The organism is Burkholderia sp. SCN-KJ (genome assembly GCF_024656005.1).
Taxonomy (GTDB): domain Bacteria; phylum Pseudomonadota; class Gammaproteobacteria; order Burkholderiales; family Burkholderiaceae; genus Burkholderia.
Genome location: NZ_JANKOG010000005.1, coordinates 166,657 through 190,101 on the forward strand (window position 1 = coordinate 166,657; position 23,445 = coordinate 190,101).

26 protein-coding genes and 1 pseudogene are annotated in these 23,445 nt (G+C 69.2%); 15 read left to right on the forward strand and 12 right to left on the reverse strand.

Annotated elements, in window-relative coordinates:
• Positions 1–24 precede the first annotated feature (24 nt).
• The 6 genes and pseudogenes from NQV17_RS10705 to NQV17_RS10730 all read left to right on the forward strand — a co-directional run.
• On the forward strand, positions 25–1,383 hold the full coding sequence (locus NQV17_RS10705; protein ID WP_257772115.1) for a Rieske 2Fe-2S domain-containing protein: 1,359 nt from the start codon (positions 25–27) through the stop codon (positions 1,381–1,383).
• Entirely contained in the window at positions 1,380–1,868 is a 489-nt protein-coding gene (gene benB, locus NQV17_RS10710) for a benzoate 1,2-dioxygenase small subunit (RefSeq protein WP_044843430.1), read from the forward strand. Before NQV17_RS10705 ends, benB begins: the two co-directional genes overlap by 4 nt.
• A 39-nt stretch (positions 1,869–1,907) precedes the next feature.
• Positions 1,908–2,930 carry a benzoate 1,2-dioxygenase electron transfer component BenC gene (gene benC / locus NQV17_RS10715; RefSeq protein ID WP_124891871.1) on the forward strand — a complete coding sequence of 341 codons (1,023 nt, stop codon included), beginning with the start codon at positions 1,908–1,910 and terminating at the stop codon, positions 2,928–2,930.
• Positions 2,927–3,703, forward strand: coding sequence for a benzoate diol dehydrogenase BenD (gene benD / locus NQV17_RS10720; protein WP_257772123.1), 777 nt, complete (start codon positions 2,927–2,929; stop codon positions 3,701–3,703). Before benC ends, benD begins: the two co-directional genes overlap by 4 nt.
• Before the next feature lie 119 nt (positions 3,704–3,822).
• The gene (locus tag NQV17_RS10725; protein WP_257772125.1) at positions 3,823–4,221 is read left to right on the forward strand and encodes a RidA family protein; all 399 of its coding nucleotides are present in this window, start codon (positions 3,823–3,825) and stop codon (positions 4,219–4,221) included.
• 80 nt (positions 4,222–4,301) lie between these two features.
• A pseudogene (locus NQV17_RS10730) lies at positions 4,302–4,481 on the forward strand (4-hydroxybenzoate transporter); the annotation flags it as partial.
• A 44-nt stretch (positions 4,482–4,525) separates the two neighbouring features.
• On the opposite strand, the gene NQV17_RS10735 reads toward NQV17_RS10730, so the two are convergent.
• From NQV17_RS10735 to coxB, 4 genes are read right to left on the reverse strand one after another with little or no spacing between them, the layout of a single operon-like run.
• The gene (locus NQV17_RS10735) at positions 4,526–6,130 is read right to left on the reverse strand and encodes a cytochrome c (protein WP_257772127.1); all 1,605 of its coding nucleotides are present in this window, start codon (positions 6,128–6,130) and stop codon (positions 4,526–4,528) included.
• Positions 6,121–6,522 (reverse strand): cytochrome C oxidase subunit I, encoded by a 402-nt coding sequence (locus NQV17_RS10740; RefSeq protein WP_257772129.1) that lies wholly within the window; start codon positions 6,520–6,522, stop codon positions 6,121–6,123. Before NQV17_RS10740 ends, NQV17_RS10735 begins: the two co-directional genes overlap by 10 nt.
• Positions 6,519–9,158, reverse strand: coding sequence for a cytochrome c oxidase subunit I (ctaD, locus tag NQV17_RS10745; RefSeq protein ID WP_257772131.1), 2,640 nt, complete (start codon positions 9,156–9,158; stop codon positions 6,519–6,521). The genes NQV17_RS10740 and ctaD overlap by 4 nt, the downstream gene beginning before the upstream one ends.
• Before the next feature lie 13 nt (positions 9,159–9,171).
• Positions 9,172–10,245, reverse strand: a complete 1,074-nt coding sequence (gene coxB / locus NQV17_RS10750) for a cytochrome c oxidase subunit II (protein ID WP_257772133.1) — start codon at positions 10,243–10,245, stop codon at positions 9,172–9,174.
• Positions 10,246–10,495: 250 nt separating this feature from the next.
• On the opposite strand from coxB, the gene NQV17_RS10755 reads away from it, so the two are divergent.
• Positions 10,496–10,741 (forward strand): SDR family NAD(P)-dependent oxidoreductase, encoded by a 246-nt coding sequence (locus tag NQV17_RS10755; RefSeq protein WP_257772135.1) that lies wholly within the window; start codon positions 10,496–10,498, stop codon positions 10,739–10,741.
• 5 nt (positions 10,742–10,746) lie between these two features.
• Entirely contained in the window at positions 10,747–12,522 is a 1,776-nt protein-coding gene (locus NQV17_RS10760) for a glycoside hydrolase family 15 protein (RefSeq protein ID WP_257772138.1), read from the forward strand.
• Between the two features lie 74 nt (positions 12,523–12,596).
• Here NQV17_RS10760 and NQV17_RS10765 read toward each other — a convergent pair whose 3' ends face one another.
• Positions 12,597–14,423: a thiamine pyrophosphate-requiring protein gene (locus NQV17_RS10765; protein ID WP_257772140.1), complete on the reverse strand. Its 1,827-nt coding sequence runs from the start codon at positions 14,421–14,423 to the stop codon at positions 12,597–12,599.
• 189 nt (positions 14,424–14,612) lie between these two features.
• Here NQV17_RS10765 and NQV17_RS10770 point away from each other — a divergent pair, with 189 nt between their 5' ends.
• The 3 genes from NQV17_RS10770 (at position 14,613) to NQV17_RS10780 (ending at position 16,601) form a co-directional block, all read left to right on the forward strand.
• The gene (locus NQV17_RS10770) at positions 14,613–15,008 is read left to right on the forward strand and encodes a DUF305 domain-containing protein (RefSeq protein ID WP_257772142.1); all 396 of its coding nucleotides are present in this window, start codon (positions 14,613–14,615) and stop codon (positions 15,006–15,008) included.
• A 511-nt stretch (positions 15,009–15,519) separates the two neighbouring features.
• Positions 15,520–16,002 (forward strand): BON domain-containing protein, encoded by a 483-nt coding sequence (locus tag NQV17_RS10775; RefSeq protein ID WP_044843441.1) that lies wholly within the window; start codon positions 15,520–15,522, stop codon positions 16,000–16,002.
• Between the two features lie 113 nt (positions 16,003–16,115).
• Positions 16,116–16,601 carry a DUF1641 domain-containing protein gene (locus NQV17_RS10780; protein ID WP_257772144.1) on the forward strand — a complete coding sequence of 162 codons (486 nt, stop codon included), beginning with the start codon at positions 16,116–16,118 and terminating at the stop codon, positions 16,599–16,601.
• Positions 16,602–16,694: 93 nt separating this feature from the next.
• On the opposite strand, the gene NQV17_RS10785 is transcribed toward NQV17_RS10780, so the two are convergent.
• The 3 genes from NQV17_RS10785 to NQV17_RS10795 all read right to left on the reverse strand — a co-directional run bounded on the left by NQV17_RS10785 (position 16,695) and on the right by NQV17_RS10795 (position 18,022).
• Positions 16,695–17,249 (reverse strand): GNAT family N-acetyltransferase, encoded by a 555-nt coding sequence (locus tag NQV17_RS10785; protein WP_257772146.1) that lies wholly within the window; start codon positions 17,247–17,249, stop codon positions 16,695–16,697.
• A 212-nt stretch (positions 17,250–17,461) separates the two neighbouring features.
• On the reverse strand, positions 17,462–17,683 hold the full coding sequence (locus NQV17_RS10790) for a hypothetical protein (RefSeq protein ID WP_257772148.1): 222 nt from the start codon (positions 17,681–17,683) through the stop codon (positions 17,462–17,464).
• Between the two features lie 75 nt (positions 17,684–17,758).
• Positions 17,759–18,022: an HPr family phosphocarrier protein gene (locus NQV17_RS10795; protein ID WP_257772150.1), complete on the reverse strand. Its 264-nt coding sequence runs from the start codon at positions 18,020–18,022 to the stop codon at positions 17,759–17,761.
• 365 nt (positions 18,023–18,387) lie between these two features.
• Between NQV17_RS10795 and NQV17_RS10800 the strand changes: the two genes are divergently transcribed.
• Both NQV17_RS10800 and NQV17_RS10805 read left to right on the forward strand, forming a co-directional pair.
• On the forward strand, positions 18,388–18,732 hold the full coding sequence (locus NQV17_RS10800) for a zinc ribbon domain-containing protein YjdM (RefSeq protein WP_044843445.1): 345 nt from the start codon (positions 18,388–18,390) through the stop codon (positions 18,730–18,732).
• Between the two features lie 46 nt (positions 18,733–18,778).
• The gene (locus NQV17_RS10805) at positions 18,779–19,615 is read left to right on the forward strand and encodes a spermidine synthase (protein ID WP_257772155.1); all 837 of its coding nucleotides are present in this window, start codon (positions 18,779–18,781) and stop codon (positions 19,613–19,615) included.
• Positions 19,616–19,637: 22 nt separating this feature from the next.
• On the opposite strand, the gene NQV17_RS10810 is transcribed toward NQV17_RS10805, so the two are convergent.
• Positions 19,638–19,823: a ribbon-helix-helix protein, CopG family gene (locus tag NQV17_RS10810; RefSeq protein WP_044843447.1), complete on the reverse strand. Its 186-nt coding sequence runs from the start codon at positions 19,821–19,823 to the stop codon at positions 19,638–19,640.
• Between the two features lie 373 nt (positions 19,824–20,196).
• On the opposite strand from NQV17_RS10810, the gene NQV17_RS10815 reads away from it, so the two are divergent.
• Together NQV17_RS10815 and NQV17_RS10820 are read left to right on the forward strand one after the other, a co-directional pair.
• A complete protein-coding gene (locus NQV17_RS10815) occupies positions 20,197–20,547 on the forward strand; it encodes a hypothetical protein (protein ID WP_257772158.1) in 351 nt (116 codons plus the stop codon).
• Positions 20,544–20,756 carry a DUF2909 domain-containing protein gene (locus NQV17_RS10820; RefSeq protein ID WP_044843449.1) on the forward strand — a complete coding sequence of 71 codons (213 nt, stop codon included), beginning with the start codon at positions 20,544–20,546 and terminating at the stop codon, positions 20,754–20,756. The genes NQV17_RS10815 and NQV17_RS10820 overlap by 4 nt, the downstream gene beginning before the upstream one ends.
• Before the next feature lie 210 nt (positions 20,757–20,966).
• Here NQV17_RS10820 and NQV17_RS10825 read toward each other — a convergent pair whose 3' ends face one another.
• The 3 genes from NQV17_RS10825 to NQV17_RS10835 all read right to left on the reverse strand — a co-directional run bounded on the left by NQV17_RS10825 (position 20,967) and on the right by NQV17_RS10835 (position 23,443).
• Positions 20,967–21,164 (reverse strand): DUF2970 domain-containing protein, encoded by a 198-nt coding sequence (locus NQV17_RS10825; protein WP_257772380.1) that lies wholly within the window; start codon positions 21,162–21,164, stop codon positions 20,967–20,969.
• A 201-nt stretch (positions 21,165–21,365) separates the two neighbouring features.
• Positions 21,366–21,881: an NADH-quinone oxidoreductase subunit B family protein gene (locus tag NQV17_RS10830; RefSeq protein ID WP_044843451.1), complete on the reverse strand. Its 516-nt coding sequence runs from the start codon at positions 21,879–21,881 to the stop codon at positions 21,366–21,368.
• Positions 21,881–23,443, reverse strand: coding sequence for an NADH-quinone oxidoreductase subunit C (locus tag NQV17_RS10835; protein WP_257772164.1), 1,563 nt, complete (start codon positions 23,441–23,443; stop codon positions 21,881–21,883). Before NQV17_RS10835 ends, NQV17_RS10830 begins: the two co-directional genes overlap by 1 nt.
• Positions 23,444–23,445: the final 2 nt, after the last annotated feature.

The window sequence follows — 23,445 nt, forward strand, 5'->3', positions numbered from 1 at the left end:
GGCACGCGCACAGGAGGAACCAACATGTCCGCCACGATCGACCCCACCACCGAACTGGACCGCCTGCTCGCCACCGCCGTGCAGGACGACAAGGAGGCCGGCATCTTCCGCTGCCGCCGCGACATCTTCACGAACGAGGCGCTGTACGAGCTCGAGATGAAGCACATCTTCGAGCGCAACTGGGTGTACCTCGCGCACGAAAGCCAGATCCCGAACAACAACGATTACTACACGACATGGATCGGCCGCCAGCCGGTCGTCATCACGCGCGACAAGACCGGCGAGCTGCACGCGGTGATCAATGCGTGCGCGCACAAGGGCGCGATGCTGTGCCGCCGCAAGCACGGCAACAAGGGCAGCTTCACGTGCCCGTTCCACGGCTGGACCTTCTCGAACACCGGCAAGCTGCTGAAGGTGAAGGACGAGAAGACGACCGAGTATCCGGTGCAGTTCAACACGCACGGCTCGCACGACCTGAAGAAGGTCGCGCGCTTCCAGAACTATCGCGGCTTCCTGTTCGGCAGCCTCAGCGACGACGTGCTGCCGCTCGAGGACTACCTCGGCGAGGCGCGCGTGATCATCGACCAGATCGTCGACCAGGCGCCGAACGGCCTCGAAGTGTTGCGCGGCAACTCCTCCTACATCTACGAAGGCAACTGGAAGATGCAGATGGAGAACGGCTGCGACGGCTATCACGTGAGCACCGTGCACTGGAACTACGCGGCGACGATGGGGCGCCGCAAGGAGGACGGCACCAAGGCCGTCGACGCGAACAGCTGGAGCAAGTCGGTCGCGGGCGTGTACGGCTTCGACCACGGCCACATCCTGCTGTGGACCAAGACGATGAACCCCGAAGTGCGGCCCGTGTACCAGCACCGCGACGAGATCAAGGCGCGCGTGGGCGACGTGCAGGCCGACTTCATCGTGAACCAGACGCGCAACCTGTGCGTGTATCCGAACGTGTTCCTGATGGACCAGTTCAGCACGCAGATCCGCGTGGTGCGCCCGCTCGGCGTCGACAAGACCGAAGTCAGCATCTTCTGCTTCGCGCCGAAGGGCGAGAGCGACGCCGATCGCGAGACGCGGATCCGCCAGTACGAGGACTTCTTCAACGTGAGCGGCATGGGTACGGCCGACGACCTCGAGGAGTTCCGCGCGTGCCAGGCCGGCTACGCGGGCATCACGGCGATGTGGAACGACCTGTCGCGCGGCGCGCCGCTGTGGATCGACGGGCCGGACGAGAACGCGAAACGGATGGGGCTGAACCCGCGCATGTCGGGCGAGCGCAGCGAGGACGAAGGGCTGTTCGTGTGCCAGCACGAACACTGGGTGCACGTGATGCGCGATGCACTGAAGCAGGAACGCGGGGAGGTGGAAGCATGAACATCGATTACCGGACCATCTGCGCGGCGCTGTATCGCGAAGCGCGCCTGCTCGACGACCGCGAGTGGGACGCGTGGCTCACCTGCTACACGGAAGACGTCACGTACTGGATGCCCGCGTGGGACGACGACGACCGGCCGACCGACGATCCGCACAGCCAGATCTCGCTGATGTACTACGCGGATCGCGGCGGCCTAGAGGATCGCGTGTTCCGGATCAAGACCGAGCGCAGCGGCGCGTCGACGCCCGAGCCGCGCACCAGCCACAACGTGACGAACGTCGAGGTGCTGGCCGAGCGCGACGGCGAGGTGGACGTGCGCTACAACTTCCACACGCTGAACCACCGCTACCGCGTGACCGATCACTTCTTCGGCACGATGTTCGTCACGTTGCGCCAGGTGGGCGACGCGCTGCTGATCTCGAACAAGAAGATCGTGCTGAAGAACGACTACATCCGGCAGGTGCTCGACGTGTACCACGTCTGACGCCGATTGTTTCGACCAGTAACACAGGGAGACGAGGTCATGTCCACCTACAAGATTGCACTGAACTTCGAGGACGGGGTCACCCGTTTCATCGACTGCAAGGCCGGCGAGAAGGTGCTCGACGCCGCGTTCCGCGCGAAGATCAACCTCCCGATGGACTGCTCCGACGGCGTGTGCGGCACCTGCAAGTGCCGCGCCGAAAGCGGCAGCTACGACCTCGGCGACGACTACATCGACGACGCGCTCACCGAGGACGAGAAGGACGGCGGCCTCGTGCTGACGTGCCAGATGGTGCCGCAAAGCGATTGCGTGATCGCGGTGCCGAGCTCGTCGGTCGCGTGCAAGACGGGCCACAGCGCGTTTGCCGCGACCGTGACGAAGGTCGACCAGCACAACGACGCGGCGATCGTGCTCGAACTCGACGTCGACACGGCCGCACCGGTGTTCCTGCCGGGCCAGTACGTGAACATCGGCGTGCCGGGCAGCGGCCAGCACCGCTCGTACTCGTTCTCGTCCGCGCCGGGCGACACGAAGGTCGGATTCCTGATCAAGAAGATTCCGGGCGGCGTGATGAGCACGTGGCTCGAATCGGCCAAACCGGGCGACACGCTCGAACTGAACGGGCCGCTCGGCAGCTTCTACCTGCGCGACGTCGCGCGGCCGCTGCTGTTCCTCGCGGGCGGCACGGGTCTCGCGCCGTTCCTGTCGATGCTCGAGGTGCTCGCGCGCAGCGGTTCGCAGCAGAAGGTGCACCTGATCTACGGCGTGACGCGCGATCTCGACCTCGTGCTGGTCGACGCGATCGAAGCGTATGCGGCGAAGCTGCCGAACTTCAGCTTTGCGACGGTCGTCGCCGATGCGGCGTCGAGTCACGAACGCAAGGGCTGGGTCACGCAGCACATTCCGGCCGATGCGCTGAACGACGGCGATGTGGACGTCTATCTGTGCGGCCCGCCGCCGATGGTCGACGCGGTGCGCCAGTACTTCGACGATCAAGGCGTGAAGCCCAACAGCTTCCACTACGAGAAGTTCACCCCGAACGTGACGGCAAAGGCGGCATGACCATGCAACGATTCTCCGGAAAGGTCGTCGTCGTCACCGGCGCCGCACAGGGCATCGGCCGTGGCGTCGCGCTGCGCGCGGCGGACGAGGGCGGCCGGGTGCTGTTCGTCGACCGTGCGGACTTCGTGGCCGAGGTGGCCGCCGAAGCGCCGGGCGGCAACACGGCAGGCTTCGTCGCCGATCTCGAGACCTACGACGGCGCGCGCGCGGCGATGGCGTGCGCGGTCGCGACATTCGGCCGGATCGACGTGCTGATCAACGGCGTCGGCGGCGCGATCCGGATGCGGCCGTTCGCCGAGTTCGAACCCGAGCAGATCGACGCCGAAATCCGCCGCTCGCTGATGCCGACGCTCTACAGCTGCCACGCGGTGCTGCCGCACTTGCTGGCCGCGGGCGGCGGCACGATCGTCAACGTATCGTCGAACGCGACGCGCGGGATTCGCCGCGTGCCGTACTCGGCGGCGAAAGGCGGCGTCAATGCGCTGACGGCGGCGCTCGCGATGGAATACGCGGAGCACAACATCCGCGTGGTCGCGACCGCGCCGGGCGGCACCACGGCGCCGCCGCGCCGCGTGCCGCGCAATGCGGCCGGCGACAACGCGCAGGAGCAGGCGTGGATGGCCGAAGCGGTGCGGCAGGTGACCGATTCGACGTTCTTCAAGCGCTACGGCACGCTCGACGAACAGATCGCGCCGATCCTGTTCCTCGCGTCGGACGAGGCGAGCTACATCACCGGCACGGTGCTGCCGGTCGCGGGCGGCGATACGGGTTGAGCGGTGCGCTTCTCCCGACACGTGCGCGCCGCAGCCCGCAGCCCGGCGTGCGCGCGAACGACCATCCAACAACCATCCAACAACCGGCCGGCCCCGACACGCCGGCCCCGGAGACACTCATGCCCAAACGCGAAGCGATCATCCCCGCCGGAATGGAAGCCGTGTACGAAAAAATCGGCTACGCGCCGGCGATCAAGGTTGGCGATACCGTCTACGTATCCGGCCAGATCGGCCGCGATGCCGCGATGCAGCTCGTCGAAGGCCGCGAGGCGCAAATCGTGCAGGCGTTCGAGAACCTGAAGCGGGTGCTCGAGGCGGCCGGCGCATCGCTCGACGACGTGGTCGACCTGACGACCTTCCACACCGACATGCGCGACCTGCCGCTCTTCATGGAGGTACGCGACCGCTATTTGCATGCGCATCCGCGGCCCGCGTGGACCGCGGTCGGCGCGCACATGCTCGGCGGCTCGCCCGGTTACATCGTCGAGATCAAGGCGGTTGCGGTGCTGGGCGACTGATTTCCGGCAGATTTAGTCAGTACTGGAAAACGATAAATGGATCGCCCCCGCAACGACGGGTCGATCCTGGATGCGCTTCCATGACCGCTGCTTCCGTTCGCTCGATTCCCGCGCTGATCGACGACGCGCCGCTCGGCGCATTGCAGATTCGCGTACTCGCGCTGTGCGTGCTGATCGCGCTGCTCGACGGCTTCGACACGCAGGCGATCGCGTTTACCGGCCCGGCGATCCTCGCGTCGTTCTCTGACCCGCCGACGGCCGGTGGCGCATGCCGCGGCTCGCCAGAAGGCGGCGATCCCGCGGTTCAGCGGTGGATCGCCGCCCGCAACCGCCTCACGTCCTGCTCCGACACCGGTGCGGCGCGATTGCCCCACGCGCCGCGCACATAGCTGACCACCGCGGCGATCTCGCTGCTGGTCAGCGCGCCGCGCATCGCCGGCATCCGCTGCACGGGCCCGTGCGTGCCGGGCGCCGGCCGTGCGCCTTCGACGACGATCCGGATCGCGCTCGTCGGGTCGGCCGCGAGCACCGCGGAATTGCCGGCGAGCGGCGGCCCGCGCTCGGCCACGCCCGCGCCGCCGGCGCCGTGGCAACGCGCACAGAATCCTGCATACACGCCGGCTCCCGGCGCCTGCTGGCCGCCTTCCGGCCGCGGCCCGGCGGCCGTCAGCCGCGGGACGCCGACGCCGAGCGGATTCGTCGCGGCGGTCGGTTGCGCGGGCAACGACTTCAGGTACACGGCGATCGCGTGGCGGTCCGCATCCGTCAGCCGCGCGGTGCTCTCCGCGACGACCGGTGCCATCGCGCCGAACACCGCGCCGCGCACCGCATGGCCGCTGCGCAGGAACGCGGCGAGGTCGTCGGTGGTCCAGCGCCCGAGGCCGTCCGCTTCGGCGCCGGTCAGGTTCGGCGCGAACCAGTGATCGTTGATGCCGCCGGTCAGGAACGCGGGGCTGCGCTCGTCGTAGCCTCGCTCGTTGTAGGCCGGGCCGCGCGGCGTATGGCACGCGCCACAGTGGCCGAGCCCCTGCACGAGATACGCGCCGCGATTCCATTGCGCCGATTGCGCCGGCTGCGGCACGAAGCGGTCGCGGTTCGCGAACGCGAGGCTCCATAGCGCGAGCGCCCAGCGCTGGTTGAACGGAAACGGCAGTTGCGTGAGCTTCGCAGCGTTCGCGGACGGCGCCACGCCGCGCATGAAATACGCATACAGCGCGCGCACGTCGTCGTCGGTCATGCGCGCGAACGACGGGTACGGCATCGCGGGATACAGCCGGCTGCCGTCCGCGCGCACGCCGCGCCGCAGCGCGTCGTCGAACTGCCGCAGCGTGTAGTCGCCGATGCCGTGCGCCGTGTCCGGCGTGATGTTCGGCGCATAGATCGGTCCGAACGGGGAATTCACCGGCTGGCCGCCCGCGTACGGCGTGTGATCGGCCGCGTCGTGGCAGGCCGCGCAGTCGCCGGCGAACGCGAGATAGCGGCCGCGCGCGATGGTCGCGGCGTCGGCGCTCGCGGCGGCGGCGGCGACGACCGGGCGACGGGCGGCGGCCGCCGCGGACGCTGCGTCGCGCGGCGTGGCGGACGCCCCCGACGATGCCGAATCCGACGCCGTCGCATCGCGCGACCGCGACAGCCGCCGATCGCTTTCCACCCGCGCCGACATCGACGCCCCGGCATCGGCTGCCGCGAGAATCTTCACGAACCGCCAGCCCGATGCGGGCTCGGCTGCTTCGGCCGCCGACGCGGCATCGGCCGTATCGCCGGCGGACATCGCGTGGTCGTCCCGCTGCATGTCGCATGCGGCGAGCACGGCGCACGCGGCGAGCGCAACGCCGGCGCCGCGCCCCGGAACGAGACGCGCCGAGCGCGAAACGATCGAAGCGAACGCAGCGAACGAGATCAGCGCCATGGACTGCACGGCCCCAGGAAAGCGGTGACGATCCCCGTGAACATGAGACCGATCACGAACCCGAGCGCGGCGAGCATCCCGCAGCGCGCGAGGAATCGCGTGCTGTCGTCGCGCGTCGCGGCCTGCACATCGGCGTCATGCCGGCGTTGCCAGGTGCGCACGAGCCACGTGGCGAAGACGGCCGCCATCGCGAACGCGCACGCGGCGATCAGCGCGAGCCACACGCCGACGTGCGCCCAGCGCGGCGCCGCCTGCGCGACGCCGAGCGGATAGCAGGCGGTCGACGCGAGCGTTTCGGACGCGAGCATCTGCGCGAACCACAGCGCGGGCGCGCCGACCAGGCCGGCCGCGATCGCGAGCAAGGGCGTCCACGAGCGTCGCGCGCCGTTCATCCCGGGCTCCTGAGCCAGTACGGCGACACGTACAGCGCGGTGAAGATGAACAGCCACACGATGTCGACGAAGTGCCAGTAGAGCCCGCCGACCGTCAGCGCGACGCGTCGCTCGCGGCCGAAGAAGCCGGCGGCGGTCCACCCGGCGAGCAGCGCGAGGATCACGAGGCCAGCCAGCACGTGTGCGAGATGGAAGCCGGTGATCGTGAAGTACAGGCTGCCGTACAGATGCGCGGTCGGGCCGTACGCGTGGTCGCGCCACTCGTGCAGTTGCACGAGCGCGAACGCGACGCCGAGCAAGAGCGCGACGGCGAGCGCGGCCACCGCGCGGGCCTGCCTGCCGGCCCGCACCGCGCGCTCGGCGAGCCACACGAACCCGCTGCTCGACAGCAGCACGACCGTATTCCCGGCCGCGAGCCCGAGCTTCGGCATCCCTTCGGGCGGCCACGGCGCGGCCGCTTGCGACTGCAGGTAGAAATAGCAGAACAGCAGGTAGCCGAACAGTCCAGCCTCGGTGACGATCAGCGTGATGACGCCCCACCAGCCGCCTGCGCGTTCGCCGTAACTGCCGACCGGCAACGGCTCGACGCACGCGGCCGGCGCGCCGGGCGGCACCGCGGCCGACGGCAGCTGTTCCGGATCCAGCCCGGCGGCCGCCGACGGCGCCTGCGTGGTATCGCGGGCCGCGAGGCGCGCGCGCTGCCCGAGCGTGCGGCGCGGCCACAGCCACACGGCGGTGGCGATCGCGCAGCCGGCGACGGCCGCGCAGACGAGCGTCGGCGAGCGCGCCAGCATCGCGGCGCACACCGCGGTCGCGAGCAGCGCGAGCACGAACGGCACGCTGCTGTCTTCGGGCATCTTCAGGATCGCGCTCGGCGTCGCCGCGAGCGGCGTGACCGCGAGCGCCTCGCGCCCGTCCGCGAGCCGGTAGCCGACCTGCACGCTGGTGCGCTTCGCGTCGTCGCGCGTTTCCCACAGCGGGTGCCGCGACGCCACGAGCGGCAGCACCGCGAAGTTGTACACGGGCGCGGGCGACGCGACCGACCATTCGAGCCCGGCCGCGCCCCATGGATTGCCGCCGGCGCGCGCGCCGCGCCGCGCGCTGACGAGCGCGTTGACGACGAACATCACGATCCCGATGCCGAACACGAACGAGCCGATCGTCGTCAGCAGGTTCGACGTGTCCCAGCCCATTCCGGACGGATAGGTATAGATGCGGCGCGGCATCCCGAGCAGCCCGGAGACGTGCATCGGAAAGAAGCCGAGGTTGAAGCCGACCAGCACCACCCAGAACGTCAGGTGTCCGAAGCGCTCGTTCATCATCCGCCCGGTGAATTTCGGGAACCAGTACGTGAGCCCGCCGAGCACCGGGAACACGTTGATGCCGAGCAGCACGTAATGCAGGTGCGCGACGACGAAATACGTGTCGGTCAGCTGCCAGTCGAGCGGCACCGCGGCCGTCATCACGCCGGACACGCCGCCGATCACGAACATCAGCACGAAGCCCGCGAAATACAGGAACGGCGTGCGGAACACCGGGCGGCCGGTCCAGATCGTCGCGAGCCATGCGAACACCGCGACCGCGCTCGGGATCGAGATGAGCATGCTCGCCGCGCCGAAGAACGCGAGGGCGAGCGGCGCGATGCCGGTCGCGAACATGTGGTGGACCCACACCTCGAAGCCGATCAGCATCGTCGCCACCGTCGATACCGCGACGGCCTCGTACGCGACGAGCGGGCGGCGGCAGAAGGTCGGCAGCGCGTCCGACACGATCCCCATCGCGGGCAGCACGACCACGTACACCCACGGGTGCGCGAACATCCAGAACAGGTGCTGCCACAACAGCGGCCGCCCGCCGTTCGCGACGTCGAAGAAGTGCGTGCCGGCGTTTCGGTCGAGCCACAGCAGCAGGAACGCGAGGCTCACGGACGGCACCGCAACGAGGTTCGCGACCGATGCGGTGAGCGTGCCCCACACGATGATCGGCAGCCGGTCGATCGACATCCCGTGCGCGCGCATCCGCAGCAGCGTGACGACGAAGTTCGCGGCGCCGCCGGTCGTCGAGATGCCGAGCAGGATCATGCCGAGCGCATAGATGTCGATGTTCGCGCCGGCGCTGTAGTCGAGCGACGTGAGCGGCACGTAATTGAACCAGCCGCCGTCCGGCACCGCGCCGAGCGGGAAGCTCGCATACAGGAACAGCCCGGCGAACAGGAACGCCCAGTACGAGAATGCGTTCAGGCGCGGGAACGCCATGTCGCGCGAGCCGAGCATCAGCGGCCACAGATAGTTCGCGAAGCCGGACAGCACCGGCAGCGCGTACAGGAAGATCATCGTGACGCCGTGCATCGTGAACAGGGCGTCGTACTGCGCGGGCGAGAGCAGCGTCGCGTTCGGCCGCGCGAGCTGGATGCGCATCACGAGCGCCTCGACGCCGCCGAGCAGCAGGAACGCGAACGCGGTGACGATGTAGCGCAGCCCGATGCGCTTGTGGTCGACCGTGCCGAGCCAGCCGCGCCAGCCGGGTTCCGATTCCCACAGGCCGGCCAGTTCGCGCTCGTGCGCGGAGCCGGGCGGCGCTTCGCCGAGGTCCGGCACGCGGCTGAGCGGGGCGGGCGGGTCGCGGGCAACGGCCATCGTCATCCTCCGTTCAGTGCAGCGTCGCGAGATACGCGGCGAGATCGTCGGCGTCGCGCGGCGCGAGCGCGAACGACGGCATCAGCGTCTGCGGCTTGATCTGCTGCGCTTGCGCGAGCCAGCGCCGCAGGTTGTCGGGCGTGTTGTCGAGCGTGCCGGCCGCGAGCAGCCGGCGCGACCCGAGATGCGACAGGTCGGGGCCCGCGTCGCCCGTCGCGTCGGTGCCACGTACGGCATGGCAGCCCGCGCAGCGCGCGGCGAACAGGTGCTGGCCGCGCTGCTCGGCGCCGGCCACCGGGGCAGGCGCTGGCTGCCGCTGCGCGGCGAGCCACGCGCGAAACGCATCGGGCGGCTCGGCCACGACCTCGAACGCCATGTGCGCGTGCTGCGCGCCGCAGTATTGCGAGCACTGTCCGCGATAGACGCCCGGCCGGTCGGCCTGCAGCCACTGGTGATTCGTCTGGCCCGGGATCGTCTGCGTCTTGCCGGCCAGTTGCGGAACCCAGAACGCATGGATCACGTCCGCACTCTTCAGTTCGACCGCGACGGGTTCCCCGACCGGGATGTGGATCTCGTTCGCGGTGACGAACGCGGCGCCGCCCGCGTCGTCCGGATAGCGCACGGCCCACCACCAGTCGCGCGCGGTGACGACGATCGTGAGCGTGGGCGGACGCGGCGGCGCTGCAACCGCGCCGAGCACGCGCAGCATGTAGACCAGCGCACCGAACAGCAGGACGATCGAGATCGCGGAGCCGACCGTCACGATCGCGAACCCGCTGCCGTGACCGCCGCCCGCCGGTGCGCGGCGGCGAAACATCGCGATCAGCAGCAGCACTGCGATCGTCGCGCAGACGAACGTGCACAGCGCGAGCAAGGCCCAGCCGAGCACGAGCACCGGATCTGCAGCGGGGCCGGCAGCATGCGCGACGTACGCGAGCGGCAGCGGGCCGGCGGGTGACGCCGAAGCGCCGGCTGCACGTGCTGCCCGCGGCGCGACGACGCACGCGGCCGCGGCGATGCCCGCAATACCGGCGATATCGGCAATATCGGCAATGCGGCACGCATTCATGAACGGCGGGACGAGCAACGGCGACTCCTTGCCGGATCCGGCAGCGTGACGACAAACCGTTCGCGGCGGAGCAAGTTCCGTGCGCGGACGGCGCGTAGGCGAGGCGCCCGGCGTTGTGCACGCAACGTGCAGCGCGTTACAGCCGGCTTGTAAATCGGGCGACGGTTCGTCGTTGGGCGTCCGGATGCCGCGGCCCGCGCGATATCCGGCACGCAGTTTGCTACGCCGATCGTGTTCCGGCCGGCAACCCCGGGAATGTCTCGGCGGCGTGCTGGCCACCGCGAACAAACAGGAGGAATCGACCGTGAGGACCGTCGCGATTACGAGTGCGAGTGCCGGGGGCGGCCGGGCCGCCACTCACGCGTTCGCGCGACGCGGTGCCAAGGTCGCGCTGCCCGCCCGCGATCCGCGCGCGCTGCACGACATCGCGTGCGAAGTGCACGAATATGGCGTCGGGGCGCCGCCGATCGCCGTCGACGTCAGCGTCGCCGCCGCGCGCAAGCTGAACCGGTGAGCGCGATGCTAATCGAGGACTACGCGCTGATCGGCGACGGCCGCAGTGCCGCACTCGTCGCGCTCGACGGCAGCATCGACTGGCTGTGCTGGCCGGACTTCGATTCGCCGCCATGCTTTGCCGCACTCGTCGGCACGCCGGACAACGGCCGCTTCCGCATCGGACCGCGCGAGCCGGGAGCCCGCGCGACGCGCTGCTACCTGCCCGGCAGCGCGGTGCTCGAAACGACGTTCGAGACGTCGTCCGGCTGCGTCGTCGTGATCGACTGGATGAACTGGGCGGCGCCCGACCCGTGCCTGATCCGCAGCGTGCGCGGCGAGCGCGGCACGGTCGAACTCGACGTCGATCTCGGCGTGCGCTTCGACTACGGCCACGCGCTGCCGTGGTGCCGGCGGCTCGGCCGGCGCTGGCGGATGATGACGGGCGGCGACGCGATGTGGCTCGATACCGACGCGCACCTCGACGTGCGGGACGACCGGCTCGTCGGCACGCAGCGGATCGCCGCGGGCGAGCGCGCGGATTTCTGCATCAGCTATGCGCGTTCATATGACCGGCCGCCGCCCTTGCCGGATGCGTACGCGTCGCTGCGCGACACGCTGGCGTCCTGGCGCGCCTGGTCGACGTGCAATACGGCGCAAGGCCCGCATCGCGACGCGATCGAGCGCGCGCTGATCACGGTGAAGCTGCTGTCGAGCGTGCGCACCGGCGGCATCGTCGCGGCGCCGACGAGCTCGCTGCCCGAATCCTTCGGCGGCATGCGCAACTGGGACTACCGGTACTGCTGGCTGCGCGACGCGAGCTTCACGCTGCGCGCGCTGGTGCGCTGCGGCTACCGCGACGAGGCGGCGCGCTGGCGCGACTGGCTGGTGCGCGCGATCGCCGATCATCCGGCGCAATTGCAGGTGCTGTACGCGGCCGACGGCGGCCGGCGGGCGGACGAATGGGAAGCCGCACACCTGGCCGGTTACGAAGGCGCGCGGCCGGTGCGCTTCGGCAACGCGGCGGCCGAACAGCTGCAGCTCGACGTGTACGGCGAAGTGCTGGCCGCGCTGTACCAGGCGCGCCGGCACGGGCTGCCGCCCGACGACGACGCGTGGATGCTCGAGCGGCGGCTGCTCGCGCATCTCGCGACGATCTGGCGCGAGCCGGACGAGGGGATCTGGGAAGTGCGCAGCGGCCGGCACCCGTTCACGTCGTCGAAGGTGATGGTATGGGCGGCCGTCGAAAGCGCGTGCCGTTCCGCGCACGCGTTCGATCATCACGCGCCGCTCGACGCGTGGCGGCGCTGGGCCGACACCGTGCATGCGGACGTTCTCGCGCGCGGCTACCACGCGAAACTCGGCCGCTTCGTCGACCGCTACGACGGTGACGGGCTCGACGTGAGCCTGCTGCTGATTCCGCTGACGGGGATGCTCGACGCGTCCGACCCGCGCGTCGCGGCGACGGTCGCCGCGATCGAGCGCGAGCTGGTCGAGGACGGCCTGCCGTTCCGTTATCGCCCGCCGCGCTTCGACGATGGTTGCGAGGGCAACGAGGGGGCGTTCGTCGCGGCCGGCTTCTGGCTGGTGCAGGTGTACCGGATGCAGGGACGCGACGCCGACGCGCACGCGCTGTTCGAGCGGCTGCTCGGCCTGCGCAACGACGTCGGTCTGCTGGCCGAGGAGTACGACGTGAAGGCGCGGCGCATGTGCGGGAATTTCCCGTTCGCGCTCGCGCAGGTCGGCCTGGTCAACGCGGCGCTCGCGCTGCAGGATGGCGGCGACGACGTCGACATCGGCTGACCCACCGCGCTGCGCCGCGCCGCACGCGACGGGGCGGCACGACACGCGCACCGCGCCGTCCCGCCCGTGATGCGCTACGACTGGCTGGTCCCGCCCTGGCCACCGTGTTCGCCGTTGCCCGGCAGCACGGCCGACAGAACCTGCCGCGCGGTCTCGACGATCACGTTCGCCTCGCGCGCGTCGCCCTTCACCAGCGTTTGCGCGAAGTGCTTCGCCTGCTGCAGCGTCACGTGCGGCGGCAGCGGCGGCACTTCCGGATCGCTCTTGACCTCGAGCACGACCGGACGGTCGGACGCGAGCGCCTCGTCCCACGCGGCGCCGAGCTGCTCCGGGTCGTCGACGTAGATGCCCTTCAACCCGAGCAGCGTCGCGAAGCGGTAGTACGGCACATCCGGAATCTGCTGCGATGCGTCGAACTTCGGGTCGCCTTCCATCACGCGCTGCTCCCACGTGACCTGGTTCAGGTCCTCGTTGTTCAGCACCATGCAGATCCAGCGCGGATCGGGCCATTGCCGCCAGTACTTCGCGACGGTGATCAGCTCGGCCATGTTGTTCATCTGCATCGCGCCGTCGCCGACCATCGCGATCACGGGGCGCGCCGGGTGCGCGAACTTGGCGGCGATCGCATACGGCACGGCGGCGCCCATCGACGCAAGCCCGCCGGACAGCGAGCCCATCATCCCGCGCCGCATCATCAGGTCGCGCGCATACCAGTTTGCGCAGGAGCCCGAATCGCTCGTCAGGATCACGTCGTCGGGCAGCCGTGGCGACAGTTCGGTGAACGCGCGCTGCGGATTCACGCCGCGACCGGGGCTCGCCTTCGCGGCCGCGCGTGCCGCGAGCGTGTCGTGCCAGTCCGTATTCCATTTCGCGATCCGGTCGCGCCAGCCGGTGTCGTCCCGTTCCTTCAGCAGGGGCAGCAGCGCGCGCAACGTCTCGGCGCTGTCGCCGACGAGGTTGACCTCCATCGGGTAGCGCAGGCTCAGCATGTCGGCCTTCAGGTCGATCTGCACGCCGCGTGCCTCGCCTTCCTTCGGCAGGAATTCCGAATAAGGGAAACCGGAGCCCACGACGAGCAGCGTATCGCATTCGCTCATCAGCTCGTAGCTCGGCCGGGTGCCGAGCAGCCCGATCGCGCCGGTCACCCACGGCAGGTCGTCGGGCAGCGCCGCCTTGCCGAGCAGCGCCTTCGCCGCGCCTGCGCCGAGGCGGTCGGCCACCGCGATCACCTCGTCGGTCGCACGCAGCGCGCCCGCGCCGACCAGCATCGCGACCCGCTTGCCGGCATTGAGCACGTCGGCCGCGCGCTGCAGGTCGTCGGGATAGGGCACCACCTTCGGCGGCGTGTAGCCGATCCCCGAATGCACGGTGCCGTGCGCGCGCTTCGGCGGCGTGTAGTCGAGCGTCTGGAGGTCGTTCGGCAGCACCAGCGCGGTGACCGTGCGCGCGCCGAGCGCGATGCGCACCGCGCGGTCGACCAGGTGGCGCACCTGGCCCGGCACGACGGCAAGCTGGACGAATGCGCCCGCAACGTCCTTGAACAGCGCCGGCAGGTCGACTTCCTGCTGGTAGTGGCCGCCGAGCGCCGCGCGCGCCTGCTGGCCGACGATCGCGAGCACCGGCATGTGGTCGAGCCGCGCGTCGTACAGGCCGGTCACGAGGTGCGTGGCGCCGGGGCCCGAGGTCGCGACGCACACGCCGAGCTCGCCTGTAAATTTTGCATGCGCGGACGCCATGAAGGCGGCCATCTCCTCGTGGCGCGCCTGGACGAACGCGATCTTGCCCTCGGCCCGGCCGAGCGCGCCGAAGAAGCCGTCGATGCCATCGCCCGGGTAGCCGTAGATGCGGCGCACGCCCCAGTCATGCAGCCGTTCGACGATGAAATCCGCCACTGTCGCCATGCCGTTTCTCCTTGGTTCGGGATGAGCCGATGCGCCGCGCGCGGGCGATCGCCGTGCGCGGCGTTGCCGGTGCGTCGCGCAATGCGCGTGCCGTGCGGGCGTGCCGGCTGCGTCGGGTACGGGCGTTGCAGGCAGGCGTTGCACGCGAAGAGCAGGCAACCGACCGTTCAATTCCCGAGGAGCCGTGACATGGATGCATTCACCCGCCGCCCGGTGCGTGCGGCCCGGCACTGCGCCGCCTGCGTACTGCTGGTCGCCGCCGCGGCAGCCGTATCGCCGGCCGGGGGCCAATTGCGCCCGCCCGACACCGTGACCGTTCCCGACACCTCGACCCAGGCGTACAAGCGCGCCGACCGCAGGATGATGGATGCGATGGAGGGCGCGCGTTATTCCGGCGACGCCGATCGCGATTTCGTGTCGCAGATGGCGCCGCATCACCAGGGTGCGATCGACATGGCACGGGTCGAGCTGAAGTACGGCAAGGACCCGACGCTGCGGCAGCTCGCGAGCCGCATCGTCGCCGCGCAGCGCGACGAGATCGCGTTGATGGAGCGCTGGCAGAAGATGCACGGCGCGACGCCGTGAGCGCCGGCCATCACGCGGTTGAGCGGGCGCGGTCGGTCGTGTCGCGGCGGGCCGCATCCGAGCAGGGGGCGTGGGCATGACCGTCGGCGGATGCCGCATGCCCGCGGTCAGGACCCGGCGGGTGATCCTACAATTGCAACTAACGGTCAGTCACATGCCCGCCCGCGACACGGACACGCACGCGCGGCGGCAACGCACGTCGCCCGACGCTCACGCATGAACCGGCTGGCAGGCCGCGGCCGGCTCGTGTACCGCGCCATTCGAGGCGCGTCAACGACGCATGCCGCGGTTTTCGCCCCCGGCACCGTGCATGGCCGACGGTGCTCGCCGGTCGCGGAATTTTCAAGCGCTTGTCATTTCGATCGCCCCGTCGCAGAGTAAGCCACGCGGCCCGGATGCCGCACCGGCGTGCGTGCAACGCCGCCGCCGCGGCGGCGTTGCGGCGAGGAACGGCACATGCTGCACGTGTCGGCGAAGCCCGGCTGTCCCGGGTATCGACCACGGTGCTCCCATGACTTCCAGAACACGCTCGAACAACCCGTTGTTGAATCTCGCGGTGGCCGTCGCGTGCGGCGCGGCGGCGATGTATTTCCTCGATCCGGCGTCGGGCCGGCGGCGGCGCGCGTACGTGCGCGACAAGGCCGCCGCGGGCCGCCACGGCGTGGTCGACTACGCGAATACGCAGGCGAAGCGCGCGGCCGACCATGCGCGCGGCGCGATCGCGGGGCTGCGCGCCGACTGGCTCGCCGGCGACGCGGACGACGCACTGGTCACCGAACGCGTGCGTGCCGCGCTGGGCCATCTGGTCGGGCGTCCGCGCGACGTCGACGTGACCGTCGAGCACGGGCACGTGCGCCTGAGCGGGCAGGTGGAAGAAGCGGAACGGCATGCCGTCGTCGACGGCGTGGCCGCGCTGCGCGGCGTGCAGACCGTCGAGGACGCGATGGGCGCACGCAGCGAATACAAGGCGCCGCCCGGCGGCCCGACGCACTGACGGCGACATCGGCTGCGCGCCGGCGGGCGCGGTGAACGAAGCACGACACGAATCCGGCGCACGCGTGGCGGCCGCAACGTCCGTCACGCCGCGCCTCATCCGGAGAACCGCTGATGACCGATCGTCCCTATTCCGCCACGACGCCCCCGGCACCGGAGCCCGACGCGCACCACGCGCTCGAAAGCCTGCTCGGCAGCCTCCATCGGCACGGCTTCCTGCGCTTCGCGAACGAGGTCGTCAGCGCGAATGCGCAGATGGCCGAGACGTTCGTCGGCGCGTTCGACAAGCCCGGCGTGCAAAGCGGCATGCAGAACCTCGCGGCACTCGTGACGGCGCTGTCGCGCATTCCGCCCGAGCAGTTCGGCAAGGCCGTGTTCGCGGCCGCCGACGCGCTGCATCACATCGGCGCGTGGAAGCCGTCCGAGCACGAGCACGTCGCGCCGGGCGTGCGCGGCGCGTACCGGCTGCTGCACGACGAAGCGCTGTGGGATGCGCTGACGCCGCTGCTCGAAGGCCTGAAGGTATTCGCGCAAGGCCTTGCGCGCGAGCCGGAGAATCCGGCGTCGTCCGCGCTCGGCGACAAGCCGGCGGACACGTGACGGCGGCGGGCGCACCGACCCGCGGCATGCAAGGGTTGTGCTGGCTCGCGATCGTTGCGCGTTCCGTCGTCGGCAGCGACGGCGGCATCGTGCCTAGCGGCACGCGCGCGAAAACAGCAGCGAATCGGCGTCGTTGAAGCGGATCCGCACCGGATCGGCATACCCGGCCTTCTGCGCGACGCGGATCGACGCGACGTTGGTCGGTGCGATCAGGCACACGCTGCGTTCGAACCGGTTCTGCGCATCGAGCCAGCCGAGCGCATGCGCCAGCGCCTCGGTCGCATAGCCCTTGCCGTGCGCCCAGCTCGCGAGCGCCCAGCCGGCTTCCGGCACGCCGCGAATCGGCGGCTCGACCGCGCGGTGGAAGTCGGCAAAGCCGAGATCGCCGACATAGCGGCCCGACGCCTTCTCGCGGATCGCCCAGTAGCCATAGCCGAGCAGCGGCCACAGCCCGCGATACGCGAGCAGCCGCATCCACGAGTCGCGCGGCGCCGACGGCTTGCCGTTGAAGATGTGCTCGACGACGGTCGGCTCGGTCCACATCGCGGCGAGCGCGTCGAAGTCGCCGAGCGGATGGCCTTCGAGGATCAGGCGGGGCGTGTCGAGAACCGGCGGGGACGTGACGGGCGGCAGGGCGCGGGAGGTCATCGGGCGTTCCATGAGGAAAGGAAGGCGAAGGCGGCACGGTGCGCCGCGCTTGGGTCCCGTACGATACCGCGGAAACCGCGGCGCGGCCGCAAATCCCCGCCGGCAGCGGGGCATGCGAATCGCATCGCCGGGATGGCCGTCGCCCGACGGGGGGCGGCACGAGATGGCGGCCGCGTGACGGCAGCGCGCCCGTGCCGGCCGTGTCCTGTTTCCTACTTCCGGCTTTTCAGGAAGCTGCGCCCGTGCGCGGTGATCGATGCGCCGGAACGGCCATGCGCGGCATGGCTGACGAAGCCCGCGCCGACGAGTTCCTGCTCGACCGACCAGCCGAGCGCCGGCGCATCGCGGCCGTAGCGCACGTCGGCGAGGCGCTCGAGCGCCCAGAGCGCGGACGCGGACAGGTTGGGGGGATTGGACGTGACGTTGTCGTTCATCGCTTCCTCGGGGACGGGTGATTCAGGGTGAACGGCACGAGGCCGTGGGATCGGGCGACGCGGCGCGCGGCGGCGTCAGTCCGCCTGCAGCAACGGCAGCAGCGCCTGGAGCGCGGCTTCCTCGTCGGGGCCGGTGGCAAGCATCTGCGCGGACGTGCCGCCATGCATCTGCAGCGCCGCGATGGCCGTTGCGTCCTTCGCGCTGCCGCTGAGCCCGTTGGCGAGCAGCAGGATCTCGCTTTCGAAGCGGTGTGCCGCCGCGACGATCGCGTCGCGGGACGCGGCCGCACGGCCGCGGTTCCATGCGGGGCCGATTTCAACGTAGACGACGGTTGCCACGTGCGGATCAGCCTCGGGGAAAATCGCCGGAACGGCGTGCAATGGCCGGCCGGCAGCACGGCGCGAACGCGCGGCGCGCGGCTTCCCGACGGGGCGCCGCGCGCCGTGCATCGGGTGCCGGTGCGGCATTCATCTCGAACATGTCGACATCCTCAGCGAAACCGCCATCAAGTCCGGCGAATGATCGAAAGGTGACGATTATAATACGGCAACTAGATTATGTGTATTGCATTATAATGTCGTGTGCGCGTCGCGCTGCCCTGTCGATCCGTGGACGCAGCAGTACGCGCGCGGTCCGGGCCACGTGCTTGCGTGCCCGGTATTTTTTTTCGATTGACCTGAACCCCCACCGAATGGAAGCTGCAATGAACGCCGCCCCCGCCTGCCCGCAATGCGCGATGGAAAACACCTACCCGGACGGCACGCTTTACGTGTGCGCGGACTGCGGCCATGAATGGTCGGCCGGCGCCGGCGCCGAAGCGGGCGACGAACCGGCGGGCGACGTCGTCAAGGACGCGAACGGCAACGTGCTGTCGGACGGCGATTCCGTCGTGCTGATCAAGGATTTGCGCGTGAAGGGTTCGTCGATCACGCTGAAGATGGGCACCAAGGTGAAGAGCATCCGTCTCGTCGGCGGCGATCACGAAGTCGATTGCAAGACCGACATGGGCGGCTTCATGCTGAAGGCCTGCTACCTGAAGAAGGTATGACCGCACGCGGTGCGACCGACGCGCCGATCAACCGGGCCTGCCGAACATGAGCGAGGATCGAGCGTCCTATGACGCATTCCTGCAGTTCCTGGCGATGCCGTTGAACGACGGCCGGCCGTTCGTGCTCGAGACGAAGCACGCAGTGTCGCTGCACTTCGACCACTTCGGCACGCAGAGCTTCATGTCGCTGCACGATCCGGTCAGGCTCGAACTCGGTTATACGCGCGTGATGATGGGTTTCCTGCTGCTGCAGCCGGTGCCGGCTCGCATCTGCATGATCGGGCTCGGCGGCGGATCGCTCGCGAAATACTGCTATCGGCACCTGCCCGACACGGCGATCGACGCGGTCGAGATCAACCCGGACGTGATCGCGCTGCGCGACGTGTTCAGGATTCCGCAGGACGACGCGCGCTTCGCGGTGGTCTGCGCGGACGGCGCCGACTACGTGGCAAGGCCGGAGGTCCGGGCGGACGTGATCCTGCACGACGCGTTCGTCGCCGACGGCATGCCGGGCAGTTGCACGGGCGTGGCCTTTCTCGACGCATGCCGTGCGCGGCTGAGCGAAACGGGCGTGCTCGCGATCAACTTCATGGACGACGATCCGGCGTTGCCGCGGCATCTCGAGCAACTGCGCGCGGTGTTCGACGATTCGTATGCGCTGGTGCCGTGCGGCGACGACAACAACTTCATCGCGTTCGCGTGGAAGAACGGCAACCCGTTGCCGTCGCTGCGGATCCTGCTCGAACGCGCGCTCGGGTTCGGTTCGGCCGGCGCGCTCAAGCTGTCGTCCACCGCCCGGCGCATGAAGGCCGGGGAGGGCATCGATCCCGCGCGGCTCGTCTGGCGCGCGCGCGAACATGCGCGGTGGGAGATCTGCGCGTGACGTCGCCGGGGTTCGGCGGGGCTTACTTCACCCGCTTGCCGAGCGTGCTCTTCGTCTTGTACGTGACGCCGTGTTTGTCGAGATACTCGCGGATCAACTGACGCACGACTTGCGACGGCGTGAGATCCTGCTCCGCGCAGAGCAGGTCGAACGCTTCTTTCTTCGCGGGGTCGATCAGGACGGTCAGGCGGGCGGTTTTCGTTTCCATCGTGATGGTGGGCGCGGTCGATATGTTAATCAAATTATAATCCATCCGTTTTCGCCGCTCTGTCCGAATGTGCGATTGCGGTGTGCGAGCGAACTCGCGACACCGGCGTTCGCGCGATGAGAACGGAACGTCGATCACGCGGCAAACATGATAACCAGATTATCATGCCCTGTTGGCCGTATGGGGCTTTAAGTACAATGTCGGACGTGGCTGCCGGCGCCGGGCTGCCCAAGCGGCGCCGGCGTTTGCGCGATGGGTGCCGGCCGCTTCCGTTTCCATGCGGCCCGTGCGGGCCGTCACCGCGGCGCTGCCTGGCCGTTGCTTCGCCATTACTACACGCCGCTCCGCTACACGCCACTCCGATATCCGCCTCATGACCCCGATCAAGTTCGTTCTCCGCTATACGGCGATTCCGTTTGCAGCCATCGTGGCCGTCGTGGTGTGGGCCGTCGTGCCGTCGTCGAAAGAGATCGACGCGCGGCAATATGCCGCGCTGTCGCGCGGATACGCGAGCTTTCCGCTACCGTTTCGGCATGAGATATCGGAAGCGATGGAGCAGGGCCGGATCAGCGATCGGCATTACCAGACGCTCGTGCGCGATTCGCTGGGCAATGGCGTGGCGCTGGACTGGCCGGCGTCGGGCGTCGCCGACGTCGCTGCCGAGCGGCAAAGGCTGACCGAACTGCTGAAGACCGATTCGGGTCTGGAGGAACACAAACAATGAAGATTGCGCTGGTTTCGGCGGCTTTCGTGATGATTATCGGAAGCCTGGTTTTCGCGTTGTATTTCATGAATCACGACCGTGGCGGAAGCAAGCGGATGGCGTGGTCGCTGGCGGCGCGCGTCGGGTTGTCGATCACGCTGTTCCTGTCGCTGCTGATCGCATACCGGCTCGGGTGGATCGAACCGACGGGGCTGCCGATCGGGCGGTGATGCGCGGCATTCGGACGCGCGTCGACCGGCGCGCCGGGCGCCGGTGATCTGGATCGTCGATGCGATACGGGAGAAGGGAGAACCGGCCGATCGAGCCGGGCGACCCGATCGCACCGGGCCTGCCGATCTTCACGTCGTAGCGATCGGGCATGCGCGCGACCTGGCCGGTGCGTTGCCGTGGCGAGCGCGCGCATTCGTGGCGGCGAACCGTCAACCCACGACCAGATGCACGACAATCAGCAGCAGCGCAATGAATACGCCAAGCGCAACGAACGCGGCAATGACTACCGCGAACGGGTTGAGTTGCGTGGCATCCGCTTCGAGATTCTTTCGTTTGTTGACGCCGAGAAACGCCAGGAAGACCGCGCGGAACGCCCGAACGATCTGGTCTTTACCTTTTTCAGTCATACAGTTTTCCTTCGCCTCAATAAAAGTTGCAGGGATACCGATACCGCGCGTCGCGACGCGCGTGAGCATCCCGTTTCCGTTTGCACGCGGATCGTTTGATTGCTTTGCGCCGGCCCCGGCTTGCGTTCGAACGAGACGACGCCACGGATCCGGATATCCGCGCCTCATCGCCCGCCTGAAGGATTGCCGCGGGCATCCGCTTCAGGCTCCGCGTGATCGGCAGGCGGTCAGGATGCCGCGCAGCAAATCGACCGGAGGGGGCGGGCATCCGGGGATGGTCACGTCGACGGGCAGCACCGACGAAACGGGGCCGCACACCGCATAGCTGTCGGCAAAGATGCCGCCCGTGCATGCGCACTCGCCGGCCGCGACGACGAGTTTCGGCGCCGGCGTGGCGTCGTACGCGGCAAGCACGGCGGCCTTCATGTTCAGCGTGACGGGGCCGGTCACGAGCAGCAGGTCCGCATGGCGCGGGCTGGCGACGAATTTGATCCCGAGCCCTTCGATGTTGTAGTACGGGTTGTTCAGCGCGTGGATCTCCAGCTCGCAACCGTTGCACGAACCCGCGTCGATCTGCCGGATGCACAAGGCGCGGCCGAGGAGGTCGAGTATGTCCTGACGAATCTGCTGCGCCTCGTGTCGCCACGCGGCTTCGGTGGCCGGCACGGGTTCGTCGGGAAAGTCGGTGCGCGCGAATTGACGGATGAGTTGCCACATCAGAGATCGTGCCCCGCGTAGTTCAGGTTGAACGACTTGTTGATCAGCGGGAAATCGGGAACGATGTTGCCGATGATCGCGTGCTCGAGCGCCGGCCAGTTCTGCCAGGACGGATCGTGGCAATGGCAGCGCGCGATGGCATCGCCCGATGCCGTCTCGAGCGCGACGAACACGTCGCCGCGCCAGCCCTCCACCCAGCCGATGCCCGCGGATGGCGCCGCCGCGGGCATGACGGCGACGGCGATCGGCCCCTCCGGAAGATTCGCGAGCAGGACAGTCATCAGGCGCAGCGATTCGTCGATTTCGGCAAACCGCACGGCGACTCGCGCCGCAACGTCGCCGCGCGCATCGCTTGCGGCCTGGACGGCCAGGTCGTGGTACGGGGCCGCCCGCAGGTTCGCGCGCACGTCGAAGCTCTGGCCGCTGGCGCGGGCGGCCATGCCGCGCACGCCGAAATGCGCGACGACGTCGGCACTCAGGCGGCCGGTGCCGAGAAACCGGTCCTGCAGCCCGGACTGGTCCTCGTAGATCTTGCGCATCACGTGCACGTCGCGTGCAATGCGTTCGCACTGTTCGGCGAGGATCGCCGCGTCTTCCGGATCGATGTCGACGGCCAGCCCGCCCGGCACGATCCGGTCCATCAGGTAGCGATGCCCGAAGACGCCGCCGTTGGTCCGGATCCAGTTCTCCTTGAGCCGCGAGAACTGCGCGAGACCGAACGCGAATCCGGCATCGTTGCCGAGCGCGCCGAGGTCGCCGAGGTGATTGGCGATGCGCTCGCGCTCGAGCAGGAGGGCGCGGAGCACCAGCGCACGCGCCGGCACGGCCGTGCCGCAGGCCTGCTCGAGCGCCATGCAATAAGCCCACGAGAACGCGACGGTCGAGTCGCCGGCGATCCGGCCCGCAACGCGATGGCCGTTCGATGCGGCCGTCCGTTCGAACAGCCGTTCGACGCCGCGATGCACATAGCCGAGCCGTTCCTCGAGCCGCAGCACCTTTTCGCCGACGACGGAAAACCGGAAATGGCCCGGTTCGATGATGCCGGCGTGAATCGGCCCGACCGCGATTTCGTGCACGCCGTCGCCGGCAACCTGCACGAACGGATAATCCGCCTCGTTCGATTCGAATCGCTCGATGCCGGTTGCCTGCTTCTGCAGCGGAAAGTAGTCGTCGGGCCAGTTGCCGTGATCGAGCCACGGGCGCGTGTCGCGCGCATCGCGCGCGCGCAGGCCGGTCAGGTCGAAAATGGCGCGCTGCATCCGCGTCGCGGCGGGAAACACGCCCGCGAGATCGGGATAGTCGCCGTCGGCCCGCGGTTCCGGCCCGGTCGCGAGACGTACCCACAGGACGCCGTCGTCGCATTCGTACGCCGCATTGACCGAAAATACGCGCGCGCGCGTTTCGCCGCCCCACATCGCGACGAGCCGGCTTCGTTCGCTCCGCGCGGCATGCGCGATGTCGAGCCAGCGCGGTTCGTCCACGTCAACCACGGCAGCCGGAACCTGGCCTGCCGCGTGCCGCAGGCGCGTCGAGCCGTCCGCCTGAATCAAGTCGAGTCGCATCG

Bases quoted from the DNA above. Each gene is read 5' to 3' on its own strand.
- NQV17_RS10705 (WP_257772115.1), top strand. From the start codon at position 25: ATGTCCGCCACGATCGACCCCACCACCGAACTGGACCGCCTGCTCGCC.
- benB (WP_044843430.1), top strand. From the start codon at position 1,380: ATGAACATCGATTACCGGACCATCTGCGCGGCGCTGTATCGCGAAGCG.
- benC (WP_124891871.1), top strand. From the start codon at position 1,908: ATGTCCACCTACAAGATTGCACTGAACTTCGAGGACGGGGTCACCCGT.
- benD (WP_257772123.1), top strand. From the start codon at position 2,927: ATGACCATGCAACGATTCTCCGGAAAGGTCGTCGTCGTCACCGGCGCC.
- NQV17_RS10725 (WP_257772125.1), top strand. From the start codon at position 3,823: ATGCCCAAACGCGAAGCGATCATCCCCGCCGGAATGGAAGCCGTGTAC.
- NQV17_RS10735 (WP_257772127.1), bottom strand. From the start codon at position 6,130: ATGGCGCTGATCTCGTTCGCTGCGTTCGCTTCGATCGTTTCGCGCTCG.
- NQV17_RS10740 (WP_257772129.1), bottom strand. From the start codon at position 6,522: ATGAACGGCGCGCGACGCTCGTGGACGCCCTTGCTCGCGATCGCGGCC.
- ctaD (WP_257772131.1), bottom strand. From the start codon at position 9,158: ATGGCCGTTGCCCGCGACCCGCCCGCCCCGCTCAGCCGCGTGCCGGAC.
- NQV17_RS10760 (WP_257772138.1), top strand. From the start codon at position 10,747: ATGCTAATCGAGGACTACGCGCTGATCGGCGACGGCCGCAGTGCCGCA.
- NQV17_RS10765 (WP_257772140.1), bottom strand. From the start codon at position 14,423: ATGGCGACAGTGGCGGATTTCATCGTCGAACGGCTGCATGACTGGGGC.
- NQV17_RS10770 (WP_257772142.1), top strand. From the start codon at position 14,613: ATGGATGCATTCACCCGCCGCCCGGTGCGTGCGGCCCGGCACTGCGCC.
- NQV17_RS10775 (WP_044843441.1), top strand. From the start codon at position 15,520: ATGACTTCCAGAACACGCTCGAACAACCCGTTGTTGAATCTCGCGGTG.
- NQV17_RS10780 (WP_257772144.1), top strand. From the start codon at position 16,116: ATGACCGATCGTCCCTATTCCGCCACGACGCCCCCGGCACCGGAGCCC.
- NQV17_RS10785 (WP_257772146.1), bottom strand. From the start codon at position 17,249: ATGACCTCCCGCGCCCTGCCGCCCGTCACGTCCCCGCCGGTTCTCGAC.
- NQV17_RS10790 (WP_257772148.1), bottom strand. From the start codon at position 17,683: ATGAACGACAACGTCACGTCCAATCCCCCCAACCTGTCCGCGTCCGCG.
- NQV17_RS10800 (WP_044843445.1), top strand. From the start codon at position 18,388: ATGAACGCCGCCCCCGCCTGCCCGCAATGCGCGATGGAAAACACCTAC.
- NQV17_RS10805 (WP_257772155.1), top strand. From the start codon at position 18,779: ATGAGCGAGGATCGAGCGTCCTATGACGCATTCCTGCAGTTCCTGGCG.
- NQV17_RS10810 (WP_044843447.1), bottom strand. From the start codon at position 19,823: ATGGAAACGAAAACCGCCCGCCTGACCGTCCTGATCGACCCCGCGAAG.
- NQV17_RS10815 (WP_257772158.1), top strand. From the start codon at position 20,197: ATGACCCCGATCAAGTTCGTTCTCCGCTATACGGCGATTCCGTTTGCA.
- NQV17_RS10820 (WP_044843449.1), top strand. From the start codon at position 20,544: ATGAAGATTGCGCTGGTTTCGGCGGCTTTCGTGATGATTATCGGAAGC.
- NQV17_RS10825 (WP_257772380.1), bottom strand. From the start codon at position 21,164: ATGACTGAAAAAGGTAAAGACCAGATCGTTCGGGCGTTCCGCGCGGTC.
- NQV17_RS10830 (WP_044843451.1), bottom strand. From the start codon at position 21,881: ATGTGGCAACTCATCCGTCAATTCGCGCGCACCGACTTTCCCGACGAA.
- NQV17_RS10835 (WP_257772164.1), bottom strand. From the start codon at position 23,443: ATGCGACTCGACTTGATTCAGGCGGACGGCTCGACGCGCCTGCGGCAC.